Origin of the sequence: Janibacter sp. HTCC2649 (genome assembly GCF_000152705.1) — a bacterium.
Lineage (GTDB): Bacteria > Actinomycetota > Actinomycetes > Actinomycetales > Dermatophilaceae > Knoellia.
Window position 1 is genome coordinate 3457132 of sequence record NZ_CH672413.1, and the last position, 15077, is coordinate 3472208.

A 15077-nucleotide genomic window follows, 5' to 3' on the forward strand; every position below is an offset into this window, starting at 1 on the left:
TCAGGCGCTCACCGTCGGATGCTGCTCGTGGGTCGTGGTCGTCACGGCGCGCTCGCACAGCCCGAGAAACGCGCCGAGAGCGGTGAGCTCGTCGGGGGTGCGCGGCGCGAAGTCGGTGAGCACGGTCGAACGCACCAGGTATGCCGCGTGCTGGGCTCGCGAGACCGCGACGTTGAGACGGTGCCGGTCGAGGAGAAAACCGATGCCCCGCGGGACGTCGGCGTGGGCGGACGCCGCCATCGACACGATGGCCACGGGCGCCTCGCGGCCCTGGAACTTGTCGACCGTGCCGACGGAGATGTCGAGGAAGCCTGCGGCGTCGAGGGCAGCGCGAAGCGTGCCGACCTGCGCGTTGTAGGGAGTGATGACGAGGACATCGTCCTGCGTCAGCGGGCGACCCGGCTCGTCGGGGGCGAGCTGCCAGGTGCGGCCGACGTGGTCGCGCACGAGGTCGACGACGACGTCGGCTTCCTCGGGTGACCACTGGGCGCGGTCGCGGTGGTCGACCAGGCGCACGTGCAGGCCGGGTTCGACCCCTTCGAGCAGTCGCTTGGCGGTGCGGTCCTCGTGGGAACGCAGCCGGCCTTCGTATGCGAGTCGGGACACCGGCTCGGTGAGGGCAGGGTGCATGCGCCACGTCGTCTCGAGGAAGTAGCCGTGCGACGCGGGCAGGACTCGCTCGTCGTCGCGCTCGGCGCGGATGACCCAGCCCAGGGCGGAGGCATCGACGGGCTCGGGGTGCGTGCCCTGAGACACCTGGGGGAGCTGCTGCGGATCGCCCAGCAGGAGAAGGCGATCGGCCGACTCGGCCACGGCCAGGGTCTTGGCCAGGGAGTACTGACCAGCCTCGTCGATGACCAGCAGGTCGAGCTGACCGGGCTGGACGCGCTTGGGGTTGGTGAGGTCCCACGCGGTCCCGCCGATGACGTAGCCGCCCTGCTGCTCTGCGGCAAAGCCGGCGAGGTCATCGGCCGACGCGAGGTCGGTCCAGGTCGGCTCCGTGGCCTCCTTGGTCATCTTGGCGACCTGCTCCGGGTCGACCCCAGCGGCAACAACCGCGGCGAGGACGTTCTCGATCGAGGCGTGCGACTGGGCACAGACCCCGACCCTCCAGCCGTGATCGCGCACGAGGTCTGCAATCACCTGAGAAGCGACGTAGGTCTTGCCCGTTCCGGGAGGTCCCTGGACCGACAGCGCCGACCGGTCGAGGTCGAGCAGGGCAGCTTCAATGGCGCGGACGTAGCGGTCATCGCCCTCGCCGACCACCGGCAGCGAACCACCGGAGTGCAGCCGTGGCGAACGACGCAACAGCACGTCGACCCCAGCGGCGGCCGGCAGTTCGGGCAGCGAGGACTGCACGCGGCGAGCCAAGCGCTCCAGGGCCGCATCGATGTTGGTGGTGCGCACGATGCCACTGGGCACGAGAGCGGCGGGGGCGTCCGAGTGCTCGTCGCCGTCCTTGGGCATGAGCTCCTCGAGAGTGAGGACCTGGTGCACGTGGCCGTTGGGAGCGATGACGTCGTCGGTCTCGAGCACCTTGACCGACGCAGACGACCGAGCGTTGAGATGACCGGGCAGGAGCTCAACACCCAGCGGCGGGGGAGAGGCGTAGACCGCCGCGACCTCGGCACCGGGCTTCAGCAGGGTGCCACCCATCGGCTCGCCCTTGACGGCGATCGTGCGCCGAGGACGCTGTCGCGGGGTGTCGCGATGCCAGTCCTCGACGACCTCGCTGTCCTCGATGAGGAAGACGCCAGGGTCCGACATCCACTCGGTCACGGGCAGGCGCAACCGGTCGAAGTGCTTCCACCAGAACGGCTTGTCCTCGCGGGCGTGGAAGAGCAAGGTCGCCGCGACCATGGCGATGGTCTGCTGCTCGGGAGTGCGGTCCTGCGGCTTGACGCCGTCGATCGTCGCACGCAGCAACCTCTCGAGCTCGAGCAGAGCCACCCGCGAGTCGCTCGGCACCTGCGCTGCCGCCTCCCCACCGGGCAGCGACCCGTCGCCGGCCAGTGGCGCAACAGTCGCCCCGTTGGGACCGCCCACCCCGTCGACCTCGACCTGACGCGCCAGCAGCCAGTTGCGCAGGAGGAGCGTCGAGACGCAGTCCTCCTCGTTGTAGTTGGCGATGTCCTGGATCTCGCGCTCAGCGGTGGCGCGATCCTCGATCTCTCGGGCCAGGACGAAACGGTGGTAGGCCACGATCGAGTCGTCACCCTTGGCCACCGCAGCCGTGCGGTCACCCATGTAGAGGGGCTCGAGCTTCTTGATCGAGTAGGAGCGCTGCGAGACGCGAATCCCCGCTCGCACCACGGCATACAGGTCGACGAAGACGCCATCGCGCAGGAACTGGTCGATGTCGTCCTCGCACACCCCGTGGCGGGCAGCGAGCCGCAGCAAGGCGGTCTTCTCGTAGGGCGCGTAGTGGTAGACGTGCAGATCCGGCCACTGACGGCGGCGCTCGTGGAGATAGGCGACGAAGTCGATCAACGCCTGCTTCTCCTGCGCGCGGTCGTGCGCCCAGAACGTCACGAACCGCGGCTTCTCGCCCCCGACGAGATTTACGCCATCGATCTCGACGAGACCGAACAGGTACTCCAGTCCCCAGTCGTGAGAACCTCGCTCGCTCCACAGCGGATCGCCCTCGAAGTCGAAGAAGATGTCGCCATCACTCGGCGACGGCAGGGCTCGCAGTGCGGCCGGAGACGTCACCTCGGCAACCACCCGTCCGTCCGGGTCCGCCTCCTGCACCAGCTGCAACCGCGCCTGCTCGCGCAGCCGGTCGAGCGTCGACTCACGCACGTCCGGCACGGGCTCGGTGCGCACGGCCAGCTGCTCGATCGTCGAGACCCCTGCCTCGAGCAACCGACGACGCTGCGGCAGACGCACTCCCGCCACCAGCAGCACGTCGCGCGCGGCTTCCGCCTCGGCCTCGCACACCTCGCACCGACCACAGGCCAGCCAACGCGCATCGCCCCACTGCGCCAACCCCGACTCGGTGCGGTGCTCCGCCAGCACCGATTCCAGGCGAGCACGACGCGCGGCATACACGGGAAGGATGTCGTCGAGCAGGTGGTCCGTCGACACTCCACTGCCCAACACCAACCGGGCCACAGGCGCAGTCGGCACGCCTGCGGAACGCAACTGGGCGGCATACGCCGCGATTTGCAGCAACGCTGGGACGCTCGCGGACCGCGCAAGCTTCGTGTCGCAGACGAGCCAGCCGTCGTCGGTGCGCTCGAGGAAGTCGGCGTGCCCGACGAGTCCACCGTCGAAGAAGGTCGCCTGGAACACCACATCGGTGTCGTCACCACGCAGCGTCGCGATCGTCGTCTCGTGCGCCGCCGTGAGCGACGCCAGGTCATAGGCAGGTCGCGGGAACTGCTTGACCCGCCCCGGGTGCGCGGCCGACAGGCGTAGCAACTCCTGGCGCTCGTGGGCGTCACCGAGCTCCTTGAGGCGCTCCATCATGAGCTCCTCGGTCTGCGGCGGCTTGGGAGCGCGACCCAGCGTGACGTCGAGCTCGCGCACCAGGGCGAACTCGCACTGGGAGGCGAGGCGCAGGTCGCTCGGGCTGAGGATCAGACGCCCGTCGTCACGAAGGAGGAACATGCCTCCCACGATAGGTACGTGCACTGACAGGTCAGTGGACCTGCGCCGGTGCGCCGATGGGGCGGGACTGGCGATCCGCCACGGCCGTAGCCTGAGCCCATGGTCACGCTGCAACGAGCGCCAGTCCGCCTCACCGCAGAAGGTCTGGTGCTGCGTGAGTTCCTGGAGGCGGATCACGCCGACCTCCAGAGCTCGTTCGCGTATCCCGACGTCCGCCTCTGGAACCCGCAACTTGCCAGCGACCGGGACGTCGCAGAGTTCGTCACGGCTCGCAACGACTGGAGCGAGGGCACCCACGCATCGTGGGTCGTCGCGCAGGCGGGCGCCGCTGGCCGTCTCGTCGGCTACGTGTCCCTGCACCACATCGATGCCGCCAACGTGAACGCGGAGATCGGCTACTGGACCGCGCCGTGGGCTCGCGATCGCGGGTATGCCGTGCTGTCCGTCCGCGCCGCCGTCACCTTTGCCTTCGAGACTGTTGGTCTCGTGCGCGTCCAATTGCTCCACGCCGTCGAGAACGAGGGTTCGTGTCGCGTGGCGCTGGCGGCCGGGTTCGTCATCGAGGGCACCTCACGCCAGTCCTACCGATTCGGGGACGGACTCCTGCACGACGAACACCTGCACTCCCGGCTGCGCTCCGACTGAAGGACCTCAGATCCAGGAGGGGAACCACATGAGCCGCAGCCAGTGCGAGTACGGCACGACCTGCGCCGAGTAGATCGGGTAGAACCACGCGAACAACCCGATCGTCACGAGCAGATAGCCACCGACGACGATCGCGCCGATCCGCCGCCGCTCCCGTGTCGCCGAGCGCCCGCCGAGCACCAACCCCGCGCAGAACGTGAGCCCCAGGATCACCCACGGCTCGAAGGCCACCGAGTAGAACGCATAGATGGTGCGGTGCTGGTACATGAACCACGGCGCATATCCCGCGAGCATCCCAGCCAGCACGGCTCCGGCTCGCCAGTCCCGACGCGCGACCCAGTAGAACGCGCACACCAGCAGCGCCACGATCCCGACCCACCACACCGACACGGTGCCGATCGTGTGCACGGCCTGCGAGCAGGAGTCGACGGTGCATGACCCCTCGCCGCGCTTGGTGCCCTCGTAGAAGAACGACGTCGGCCGCGCCTGGATCATCCAGCCCCACGGGTTCGACGAGTAGGAGTGCGGCGTCGACAGCGTGGTGTTGAAGTCCCACATGTCCTGGTGGTACTTCACGAAGTTGCGCAGCACCGCCGGCAGCCACTGGATTCCCTCGCCGGGATGGAAGGTGTTCCACTGCCGGTGGTAGCCGTTCGACGACGCGAACCAGCCTGACCACGACGCGACATAGACGACGGCGGAGGTCACGACCAACTGCACCGCGGCATACGGGCCGTCCTTGAAAAGCCCTTCACGCACCCACGGCCGCACTCCGACCGCACGCCGAGCGCCCATGTCCCACAGCACGGTCATCAGGCCGAAGACCGCGAGGAAGAACAGGCCGGACCACTTCGTGGAGAGGCACAACCCGAGCGAGAGCCCCGCAAGCCAGCGCCAGGGCCGGACTCCCAGCCACGGTCCGTGTCGGAGGGGTATGCCGGGTGCCTGCCCTCCGACGATCCGCGCGAGTTTCTCGCGGCTCTTGTCCCGGTCGACGACGAGCGCGGCGAACCCCGCCAGCGCGAAGAACGACACGATCATGTCGAGGATGCCGGTGCGTGACATCGCGAAGTGCGTGCCCTCGACCGCCAGCAGCAGTGCCGCGATGCAGCCGAGAAGCGTCGAGCCGAACATGCGCCGGGCGACGCGACCGACGATGAGGATCGAGAGTGTCCCGAGGGCGGCGACGGCGAAGCGCCACCCGAACGAGCTCTGCGGACCGAAGAGCCACTCGCCGGCGCCGATGAGCCACTTGCCGACGGGCGGGTGCACGACCATGTCGCCCTGGTCGCTGAAGACGTTGACGTTGCCGGCGTTCCAGAGCTTGTCGGCGTCCTCGTTCTTGCCCTCGACGCGCATCTCGACGCCGTGCTGGATCAGTGACCAGCCCTGCTTGACGTAGTACGTCTCGTCGAAGACCAGCGAATGCGGCCGGTCGAGGTGCCAGAAGCGGAGGAACCCGCCGATCGCCGCGATGAACAGTGGCCCGACCCAACCCCAGACGCGGTCAGTGGGAGTTGTCCCGAGCAGGCGTTCGCGCAGCTCGTCGGTCCGGGTCACCGGGCCATCGTAGGCAACGCTCCTTGGGAAACCCCGTGGGAGGATCGCGACATGACTGATGAGCCGCGTGACGGAGTTCTTGTCCTCGCGGCAACGCCCATCGGGGATCCTCGTGATGCGGCTCCCCGGCTGGCCGACGAACTGGCCACTGCCGACGTCATCGCCGCCGAGGACACGCGCCGGCTGAGGCGGCTCTGTCAGGCCCTCGACGTCAACCCTGTGGGCAGGGTCATCAGCTATCACGAGCACAACGAGGCGTCCCGGACCGCAGATCTCGTCGAGAGACTTCGCGAGGGCGCGCGCGTTCTCGTCGTGACCGATGCGGGTATGCCGTCCGTCTCCGACCCGGGGTACCGCCTGGTCTCCGCTGCGGTCGGGATCGACATTCGGGTGACCTGCGTGCCGGGACCGTCAGCGGTGCTGATGGCGCTCGCGGTGTCGGGGCTGCCGGTCGACCGGTTCTGCTTCGAGGGGTTCCTGCCGCGCAAGGGTGGCGAGCGGTTGCGTGCGTTGAAGGGTCTAGCCACGGAGCAGCGGACGATGGTCTTCTTCGAGGCGCCGCACCGTATCGCCAAGTCGTTGGCTGCGATGGAGGAGGCGTTCGGCGGGGACCGTCGAGCCGCCGTGTGTCGTGAGCTGACCAAGACGTATGAGGAGGTCCGGCGGGGTTCCTTGGTGGAGCTCGTCGCCTGGGCCGATGACGGGGTGCGTGGCGAGATCACGGTGGTGGTGGCCGGGGCTGCCGCCGTGGCGGGCGATGTCGAGAGCAATCTGACCTCGATCCTCGACCGGGTCGCGGCGGGTGAACGCCTCAAGGACGTGTGCGCCGACGTCGCCTCGGCCACCGGCCTGTCCAGGTCAGCCCTCTACAACGCCGCCCTCGCCGCCCAGAAGCCCTGACCCAAGACCGACTTCGTGCCCGGTACGGACACTCGTCGCTGCGCTCCTCCTGTCCGTACCGGGCACGAAGTCGAAATCAGGGGGTCGGGCAGGTGACGCAGGTTCGGGCTGTGGGTCGCGCCTCGAGACGGGCCTTCGGGATGGGATGCCCGCACTTCTCGCACCTTCCGTAGGTGTCGGTCGAAACCCGGACGAGGGCTGCCTCGATCTCGGCGAGCTGGACTCGTGCCTGGTGGATGAGGGCATCGACCTGGGACCGTTCGTACGCAATCGTGGCGCCCTCTGGGTCGTGTTCGTCGTCGGCGTTGCTGTCACGCGAGCTGTCGACGATCCGGTCGAAGTCGTCGGTCAGGGCAGCCAACCGCTCGAGCGTCGCCCGACGGTCCAGCTCGAGAACACGGCTGGTCTCCTCCACCACCGCATCGTGTCAGCGAGCACCGACACTGATGATGTTTGTTGCCCCGAGGGTCATGACTCTGGCACTGACTGTCGGCCTGCTGGCTTGACCATCAACTGGACCGCCTGACTCTCGGGGTCCCGCGCGCAGGCCGGGCGGACATGACCTCATAAGAGCCTGGCGAAGCCTCATCAGTGTCCTGTCTGCTCGCCCGACCGGCGTCGACCAACCGAATCGACACGGAAGGCACTTTCCATCATGACAGTGACAAATCTCGAGCCCGGAACGCTTGTGGGAGGCGTTGACACCCACGCCGACACCATCCACGTCGCGGCTGTTGACTCGTGGGGGAGGCAGTTGGGTGACCAGGAGTTCCCCACGACGCCTTCGGGGTATCGGCAGGCCCTGGCGTTCCTGACCGGTCGAGGTGAGGTGGTGGGGATCGGGATTGAGGGCACCAGTTCGTATGGAGTGGGTATCACTCGAGCGGCCGGTGAGGCGGGCATCGCGGTCTTCGAGGTGGTGCGGCCTGAGCGGGCGGTACGCCGGCGCGAGGGCAAGTCGGATCCGTTGGATGCCTACCAGGCGGCCCAGGCCATGTTGAGCGGTAGGGCAACCGCGGCAGCGAAGTCAGCGGACATCACCGCGCTTCGCGCTCTACACAATGCTCGGCGCTCAGCTGTCAAAGCCAGAGCAGCAGCACAGTCCAGATTCGCCACCAACTGGTGACGTCCCCGGCCGACCTGCGGGAAAAATATCGCAACCTCACCGCGGCACGCCTGATCCAGACGCTCGCAGCCTGCCGCCCCAGCGTGCACCCAGATCTCGAAGAACGTCTGGTCCTGACCGCATTGAAGTCCCTCGCGCGCCGCCACCAGAGCCTGACCCGAGAGATCAGCGAACTCGACACCGAACTGGACCACAATGATCGAAAGGGCCGCGCCCCATCTACTGCACCTCCACGGCGTTGGGAACACCACCGCGGCACAACTGCTCATCACCGCCGGCGGCAACCCCGACAGGCTGCGCAGTGAGGCTTCGTTCGCCGCGCTCTGTGGCACCGCGCCCGTCCCGGCCTCGTCAGGCAAGACCACACGCCACCGGTTGTCACGCGGGGGTGACCGACGCGCAAACAACGCATTGCACACCATCGCGATGGCACGGCTCAGGAACCACCCGCCCACCAAGGCCTTCGTACAGCGACAGCGTGACCGCGGCCGGTCCACGCCAGAGATCCTGCGGCTCCTCAAACGCGCCATCGCCCGGGAAATGTTTAAGCAACTCACGCGGCCACACGAGGACCTCGGCGTCCACGACCTGCGCCCCACCAGGCAGGCCAAGAACATCACCCTCGCAGCAGCAGCCCACGCACTTGGCCTAGCAACGATAACCATCAGCCGAACCGAGCGAGGGCTGCACATCACTCCAGAAGTCGTTAACCGCTACCGCGAGTGGCTCAATACCGCTTGACAGACATAGGAGCTTCAACGCGAGCGGACGGCATACGCCGCTCGGAGCTCTGTCAGGCACCGTCGATAGGTTGGGTCGATGCAGACACGCAACGTAGGAGACATCCGGGTCGGCGCCATCGGGCTGGGCCTGATGACGTTCGACCAGAGTGGGACCCAACCCCGACAGCAGCTGCTCGACACCGTCCGCGCCGCGCTCGACGCCGGGGTGACCCTGCTCGACACCGCCGACGCCTACGGTCCCGGCGAGGAGAAGGGCGCCGGAGCGCAGGGCGAGAACGAGCGGCTCATCGCGTCGATCCTCGACGAGCTCGGGGTGCGCGACCAGGTGCTCCTCGCCACCAAGGGTGGTCACGTGCGCACCGACGGCGGCGACTGGGGTCTCGACAGCTCCGCCGAGCACCTGCGTCGGGCCGTCGATGACAGCCTGGGCAGGCTCGGCGTCGACCAGATCGCCCTGTGGCAGCACCACCGCCCCGACCCGGCCGTGCCCTACGACGAGGTCATCGGCACGGTCAAGGAGATCGCCGACAGCGGCAAGGTCGCCAAGGTCGGACTCTCCAACGCCAACCCCGACCAGATCCGTGCTGCCCACGCGGTTCTCGGCGACTCGCTCGTGAGCGTCCAGAACCAGTTCAGCCCGGCCTTCCGCAGCAGTCGTCCGGAGATCGACGTCTGTGAGGAGCTGGGGCTGGCCTTCCTCCCGTGGAGCCCGCTCGGCGGCCTCGGCGGTGCCAAGGACCTCGCCGAGACCTTCCCAGTCTTCGCCGAGGTCGCCACGGCGCGAGGCGTCAGCGCCCAGCAGGTCGCCCTCGCGTGGGAGCTGGCCCAGTCCCCGGTCGTCATCCCGATCCCCGGCGCCAAGCGTCCGCAGTCGATCACCGACTCGGCGGCCGCCGCTGACCTCGAGCTGAGCGCCGACGAGCTGGCCCGCCTCGACGGCTGAGCCAGCCCCTACGCGCGGGCGGACGGCATACGCGTCAGTAACGTGCATATCTCACACGTGAGTTAGGTCTGCCTGAGCGTGTCCGTCCGCCCGGCGCGAGGTACGTTTCGTCCATGCCCACGACGACTCTCACTCCGCGCGGGACCACTGCGCGGGGCACGACGATCGCGCTCAAGCTGCTCATGGCAGTGACCGGCCTGGTCTTCGTTGGATACCTGCTTCTGCACATGTACGGAAACCTCAAGGCCCTGACGGGAGAGGAGGGTTTCAACGAGTACGCAGAGCACCTGCGGACGTTCCTCACGCCGATGCTTCCCTACGGCGGCCTGCTCTGGATCGTGCGTGTCGTCCTCCTGCTCTCGATCGTCGGCCACGTGTATGCCGCGTTCAAGCTCTGGAGTCGCGCTGGCGAAGCGCGCCGCACGAAGTACGCCGCCGTCAAGACGGCCGCGACCTCGAAGTGGATGCGCTGGGGCGGTGTCTTCCTGCTCGTCTTCATCGTGTGGCACCTCCTGCACTTCACGATCATCAAGATCTCGCCGAACAGCGAGAAGCAGGGCTCCAACATCACCCAGAACCCCTACGAGCTCGTGGTCGCGAGCTTCCAGGTGCCGTGGATGACGCTGATCTACGTTCTCGCGATGATCGCGCTCTTCATGCACCTCAAGCACGGCGTCTACAGCGCGCAGCAGACCCTCGGCTGGACCGGATCCCCCAAGGCGCACGCCCGCGCCAAGACGATCGGCCTCGCCGTCGCGGCCCTCATCGTCGTCGGGTTCCTCATCCCGCCGCTGTCCATCGCATTCGGCCTGATCGACTGAAGGTGTCGCAGAACATGACTGAGAAGAACGCCGGCTCAACCGGTCTCGTCCAGGGGCTCTACACCGAGGGTTCGCCGATTGCGGACCACAAGGCGCCCGATGGCCCCATCGACAAGAAGTGGACCCGCCGCAAGTTCGAGGCGGCCCTCGTCAACCCGGCGAACCGCCGCAAGATGTCGGTCATCATCGTCGGCACCGGACTCGCGGGCGGCGCGGCTGCTGCCACGCTCGGCGAGGCCGGCTACCACGTGAAGTCCTTCTGTTTCCAGGACTCCCCGCGTCGGGCGCACTCCATCGCAGCGCAAGGCGGCATCAACGCCGCGAAGAACTACAAGGAGGACGGCGACTCCGTCCAGCGCCTCTTCTACGACACGGTCAAGGGCGGCGACTACCGCTCCCGCGAGGACAACGTCTACCGTCTCGCCGAGGTCAGCGCCAACATCATCGACCAGTGCGTCGCGCAGGGTGTGCCCTTCGCCCGTGAGTACGGCGGCCTGCTCGACAACCGCTCCTTCGGTGGTGTCCAGGTGTCGCGCACCTTCTATGCGCGCGGCCAGACGGGCCAGCAGCTGTTGATCGGTGCGTACCAGGCGCTCGAGCGCCAGGTCGCAGCCAAGACCGTCGAGCAGTTCACCCGCCACGAGATGCTCGAGGTCATCGTCGACGGTGAGGGCGCGGACCGTCGGGCCCGCGGCGTCATCGTCCGTGACCTCGTCACCGGTGAGATCGAGACCCACCTCGCCGACGCCGTCGTGCTCGCCTCCGGTGGCTACGGCAACGTCTTCTTCCTCTCCACCAACGCGATGGGCTCCAACGTCACCGCGTCCTGGCGTGCGCACCGCAAGGGTGCCCACATGGCCAACCCCTGCTACACGCAGATCCACCCGACCTGCATCCCGGTCTCCGGCGAGCACCAGTCCAAGCTGACCCTCATGTCGGAGTCGCTGCGCAACGACGGTCGCATCTGGGTGCCGAAGCGTCGCGAGGACTGCGACAAGCCGGCCAACGAGATCGCCGAGGACGACCGCGACTACTACCTCGAGCGGATCTACCCGGCGTTCGGCAACCTCGTGCCCCGTGACATCGCGTCGCGCCAGGCCAAGAACGTCTGCGACGAGGGCCGCGGTGTCGGTCCCGTCGTCGCTGACTTCCGCCGTGGCGTCTATCTCGACTTCGCCGACGCCATCAAGCGTCTGGGTCGTCCGGCCGTCGAGGAGAAGTACGGCAACCTCTTCGACATGTACGCCCGGATCACCGGCGAGAACCCGTACGAGACGCCGATGCGCATCTACCCGGCCGTTCACTACGTCATGGGTGGCCTCTGGGTCGACTACGACCTGTCGTCCTCGATCCCCGGCCTGTTCGTCGCCGGTGAGGCCAACTTCTCCGACCACGGCGCCAACCGTCTGGGTGCTTCGGCTCTCATGCAGGGCCTCGCCGACGGCTACTTCGTCCTGCCCAACACGATCCGCGACTACCTCGCCAAGGTGAAGCCGAGCGAGCTCACCGAGGACAGCCCGTCCGTCGTGGCCGCGCGCGCCGAGGTTGAGGAGCGCACCCAGCGCCTCCTCGCCGTCAACGGTGAGCGCAGCGTCGACTCCTTCCACCGCGAGCTCGGCCACATCATGTGGGAGTACTGCGGCATGGAGCGTTCCGAGGAAGGTCTGCGCAAGGCCATCGACCTCATCAAGGGCCTGCGTGCGGAGTTCTGGCGCAACGTGCGCGTTCTCGGTGCAGCCGACACCCTCAACCAGTCCCTCGAGAAGGCCGGCCGCGTTGCCGACTTCCTCGAGCTGGGCGAGCTCATGTGCATCGACGCCCTGCACCGTCGCGAGTCCTGCGGCGGTCACTTCCGGGAGGAGTCGCAGACCGAGGACGGTGAGGCGCTGCGTCACGACGACGAGTTCGCCTACGTCGCGGCCTGGGAGTTCACTCCTCCCAGCGAGACGGAAGGGGTCGGCGCCGGAATGGGCGCGCCCATCCTGCACAAGGAAGACCTCGTGTACGAGTTCATCGAGCTGAAGCAGCGGAGCTACAAGTAATGGACCTCACTCTCAAGATCTGGCGTCAGACCGGCCCGAACGACCAGGGCGGCCTCGTCACCTACCAGGTGTCGGACATCAGCCCCGACATGTCGTTCCTCGAGATGCTCGACGTCCTCAACGAGACGCTCAACGCCAAGGGCGACGAGCCGATCGCGTTCGACAGCGACTGTCGTGAGGGCATCTGCGGCATGTGTGGCCTGATGATCTCCGGCCACGCGCACGGCCCCGAGAAGACCACGACCTGCCAGCTGCACATGCGCTCGTTCAAGGACGGCGAGACCATCACCGTCGAGCCGTGGCGAGCCGAGGCGTTCCCGATCATCCGCGACCTCGTCGTCGACCGTGGCGCGTTCGACCGCATCATCCAGTCCGGTGGCTACATCTCCGCCAACACGGGTTCGGCCCCCGACGCCCACGCCGCGCCCGTCCCCAAGGACAAGGCCGACCGTGCGTTCATGGCAGCTGAGTGCATCGGCTGTGGCGCGTGCGTCGCGGCCTGCCCCAACGCCAGCGGCATGCTCTTCATGGGCGCCAAGATCACCCACCTCGGTGAGCTTCCCCAGGGCCAGCCCGAGCGCGACGCCCGCGTCGTCTCCATGGTCAACCAACACGACCACGAGGGCTTCGGCGGCTGCACCAACATCGGTGCATGCTCGAGCGCCTGCCCCAAGGGCATCCCGCAGGACGTCATCAGCCAGCTCAACAAGGACCTGCGCACGGCCCTCAAGAACGGCCACTGACCCACCTGCCCGACCAGTCGGGGGTTCTGTGACCAGTCGGGGGCTCCGCAGGGCCCGACTCGTCACGCAACCCCCGACTGGTGGCTACAGCTGCGGCCCTTGGGGATAACCGCGGGGCGAGATCGCGGGATCCTGCCATCCTCGGGTGATGCTTGGACCGCCTCGCCATCCACCCTTCGACCCGAGCCAATTGCGCCGGACCGCCGATCTGCGGCACGTCGGGACCGAGCCGAGCCGCGGAGGGTGGCAACAGATCCGGACGGGCGTGTGGCTGCCGGAGTCGAACTTCGCGACCCTTTCCCCAGTCGACCGGCACGCCGCCTTCGTGCACGCCACGGCGCTCAGCCATCGCAATGGCGAGTCGCTGCAGCTCGCCTGCGAGTCAGCGGCCGCGGTCCTGGGCGTTCCTCGGATCAGCCGCTGGCCCACCACCGTGCGGCATCTGGTGACCCGCCGAGGGGTCAGCGGCTCTTCGGTGCTGCGCCCCCTTCTCGGTGGGGAGGCGGAGTGTGTGCTCGTGCAGGGGATACTCGTGACGCCACCAGCTCGCACGGTGATCGACCTTGCTCGATACGGCAGCTTGGACGATGCCGTGACTGCCGCTGACTACTGCCTGAGGCAGAGCCTGTGCACTCGCGCGGATCTCGCGGAGGAGCTTGCCCGCGTGCCCGCTCGAGCTTCTGGGCGGGCACTCGCGCAGACGGTGGTCGGGCTCGCCGACGGACTGAGCATGTCGCCGGGGGAGAGCCTTTCGCGGGTGCAGATGTTCCGCCTGCGGATCCCGAAGCCGAGGTTGCAGGTGTCGTTCACCGACGACGAAGGGCTCATCTGAGACGTCGACTTCTGGTGGGAGCAGGCGGTGGGGGAGTTCGACGGCCGGACCAAGTACCGCGTGCCACCCGGCGCCGACCACGAGGAGGCAGGGCGGGTGCTGTGGGCGGAGAAGAAGCGCGAAGACCGGCTCCGGCGCAAGACGCAGGTGGCGCGCTGGGTGTGGGCCAATCTCCTGTATCCCCAGCAGCTGCTCGCGATCCTCGCCGAGAAGGGCGTTCGGCCCGAGCGGCGCTCGACGTGGCTGGACCACGGGGACGAGTCGGGGGTTGCGTGACGACTCGGGGCCTCCCGCACCCCCGACTCGTCACAGAAGCCCCGACCGGTGGACCGCGACGAGCTCAGAGCCAGCTGAGGTGGTCCTTGAGGAGGGCGTAACCCACGAACGCGACGACATCGAGGATCGTGTGGGCGACCACGAGCGGGCCGACACGCTTGGTCCTGGTGTAGATCCAGCCGAACAGCAGCCCCATGATCGCGTTGCCGACGAAGCCACCGAAGCCCTGATAAAGATGATACGAACCGCGAATCAGCGCTGAGGACACCATGATTCGTCCCGTCGACCAGCCAGCCTGCGACCACCGGGTGAACAGGTAGCCGATCATCACCACCTCTTCGAGGATGGCGTTCTGTGCGGCGGCGAGCACCAGCACGGGCACTGCCCACCACACGTCGGTGAGGTTCGCCGCAGCGATGGTGGTGTTGAGATCGAGAGCCCGCGCCACGGCATACAGGCCGAGTCCGGGAATCCCGACGAGAGCCGCGAGACCGAGTCCGCGCACGACGTCGCGGGCGGGCTGGGTCAGGTCCCAGCCGATGGTGAAGCGGGCGCGCACGTCATCGCGCGACAGCAGGTGCAGGGCCAGCGCAACCGGCACGAGGGCCAGGGCGATCCCGACGAGCTGATACGCCAGGTCGAGCCAGGGTCGGTCGGGCGTGACCGAGGAGTTCATCGCGGTCGTCTGCTGGCTCAGGGCCACCTGGGCGGTGAGCTTGCGAATGAGCGACAGCGCGCTCCAGATGGCCGAGGCCCCGAGTGAGACACCGAGCACCAACCACGTCTCGACGAGGTGTTGGCGGCGCATGACGTCAGCCTATGGCGCGCCTCTCG

The 15077-nt window shown here is 67.8% G+C and carries 14 protein-coding genes; 10 read left to right on the top strand and 4 right to left on the bottom strand.

The annotated features are described in order from the left end of the window. Positions 1 to 3612 carry a bifunctional RecB family nuclease/DEAD/DEAH box helicase gene (locus JNB_RS16590; protein WP_009777672.1) on the bottom strand — a complete coding sequence of 1204 codons (3612 nt, stop codon included), beginning with the start codon at positions 3610 to 3612 and terminating at the stop codon, positions 1 to 3. Positions 3613 to 3711: 99 nt separating this feature from the next. Here JNB_RS16590 and JNB_RS16595 point away from each other — a divergent pair, with 99 nt between their 5' ends. Beyond that, on the top strand, positions 3712 to 4257 hold the full coding sequence (locus JNB_RS16595) for a GNAT family N-acetyltransferase (protein WP_009777673.1): 546 nt from the start codon (positions 3712 to 3714) through the stop codon (positions 4255 to 4257). 6 nt (positions 4258 to 4263) lie between these two features. Here JNB_RS16595 and JNB_RS16600 read toward each other — a convergent pair whose 3' ends face one another. After that, positions 4264 to 5817 carry a dolichyl-phosphate-mannose--protein mannosyltransferase gene (locus tag JNB_RS16600; RefSeq protein ID WP_009777674.1) on the bottom strand — a complete coding sequence of 518 codons (1554 nt, stop codon included), beginning with the start codon at positions 5815 to 5817 and terminating at the stop codon, positions 4264 to 4266. Between the two features lie 51 nt (positions 5818 to 5868). On the opposite strand from JNB_RS16600, the gene rsmI reads away from it, so the two are divergent. Next, entirely contained in the window at positions 5869 to 6717 is an 849-nt protein-coding gene (rsmI, locus tag JNB_RS16605) for a 16S rRNA (cytidine(1402)-2'-O)-methyltransferase (protein WP_009777675.1), read from the top strand. A 76-nt stretch (positions 6718 to 6793) separates the two neighbouring features. Here rsmI and JNB_RS16610 read toward each other — a convergent pair whose 3' ends face one another. Beyond that, complete coding sequence (locus tag JNB_RS16610; RefSeq protein ID WP_009777676.1) at positions 6794 to 7132, bottom strand: TraR/DksA C4-type zinc finger protein; 339 nt, start codon at positions 7130 to 7132, stop codon at positions 6794 to 6796. 246 nt (positions 7133 to 7378) lie between these two features. Here JNB_RS16610 and JNB_RS22030 point away from each other — a divergent pair, with 246 nt between their 5' ends. From JNB_RS22030 to JNB_RS20665, 8 genes are all read left to right on the top strand, one after another. Continuing rightward, positions 7379 to 7843 carry an IS110 family transposase gene (locus JNB_RS22030; RefSeq protein ID WP_237700683.1) on the top strand — a complete coding sequence of 155 codons (465 nt, stop codon included), beginning with the start codon at positions 7379 to 7381 and terminating at the stop codon, positions 7841 to 7843. A 195-nt stretch (positions 7844 to 8038) separates the two neighbouring features. After that, the gene (locus JNB_RS22190) at positions 8039 to 8584 is read left to right on the top strand and encodes an IS110 family transposase (protein ID WP_009777678.1); all 546 of its coding nucleotides are present in this window, start codon (positions 8039 to 8041) and stop codon (positions 8582 to 8584) included. 78 nt (positions 8585 to 8662) lie between these two features. Continuing rightward, the gene (locus JNB_RS16620; protein WP_009777679.1) at positions 8663 to 9529 is read left to right on the top strand and encodes an aldo/keto reductase; all 867 of its coding nucleotides are present in this window, start codon (positions 8663 to 8665) and stop codon (positions 9527 to 9529) included. Between the two features lie 113 nt (positions 9530 to 9642). Next, positions 9643 to 10350, top strand: coding sequence for a succinate dehydrogenase cytochrome b subunit (locus tag JNB_RS16625; protein ID WP_009777680.1), 708 nt, complete (start codon positions 9643 to 9645; stop codon positions 10348 to 10350). A gap of 14 nt (positions 10351 to 10364) precedes the next feature. Then, entirely contained in the window at positions 10365 to 12392 is a 2028-nt protein-coding gene (locus JNB_RS16630; protein WP_040885117.1) for a fumarate reductase/succinate dehydrogenase flavoprotein subunit, read from the top strand. Continuing rightward, complete coding sequence (locus JNB_RS16635) at positions 12392 to 13135, top strand: succinate dehydrogenase/fumarate reductase iron-sulfur subunit (RefSeq protein ID WP_009777682.1); 744 nt, start codon at positions 12392 to 12394, stop codon at positions 13133 to 13135. The genes JNB_RS16630 and JNB_RS16635 overlap by 1 nt, the downstream gene beginning before the upstream one ends. A 148-nt stretch (positions 13136 to 13283) precedes the next feature. Beyond that, on the top strand, positions 13284 to 13967 hold the full coding sequence (locus tag JNB_RS16640) for a hypothetical protein (RefSeq protein WP_148232483.1): 684 nt from the start codon (positions 13284 to 13286) through the stop codon (positions 13965 to 13967). A gap of 27 nt (positions 13968 to 13994) precedes the next feature. Beyond that, entirely contained in the window at positions 13995 to 14243 is a 249-nt protein-coding gene (locus tag JNB_RS20665) for a hypothetical protein (RefSeq protein ID WP_009777684.1), read from the top strand. A 64-nt stretch (positions 14244 to 14307) separates the two neighbouring features. Here the strand turns inward: JNB_RS20665 and JNB_RS16645 are convergent, their stop codons facing one another. Next, on the bottom strand, positions 14308 to 15051 hold the full coding sequence (locus tag JNB_RS16645) for a CPBP family intramembrane glutamic endopeptidase (protein WP_009777685.1): 744 nt from the start codon (positions 15049 to 15051) through the stop codon (positions 14308 to 14310). Positions 15052 to 15077: the final 26 nt, after the last annotated feature.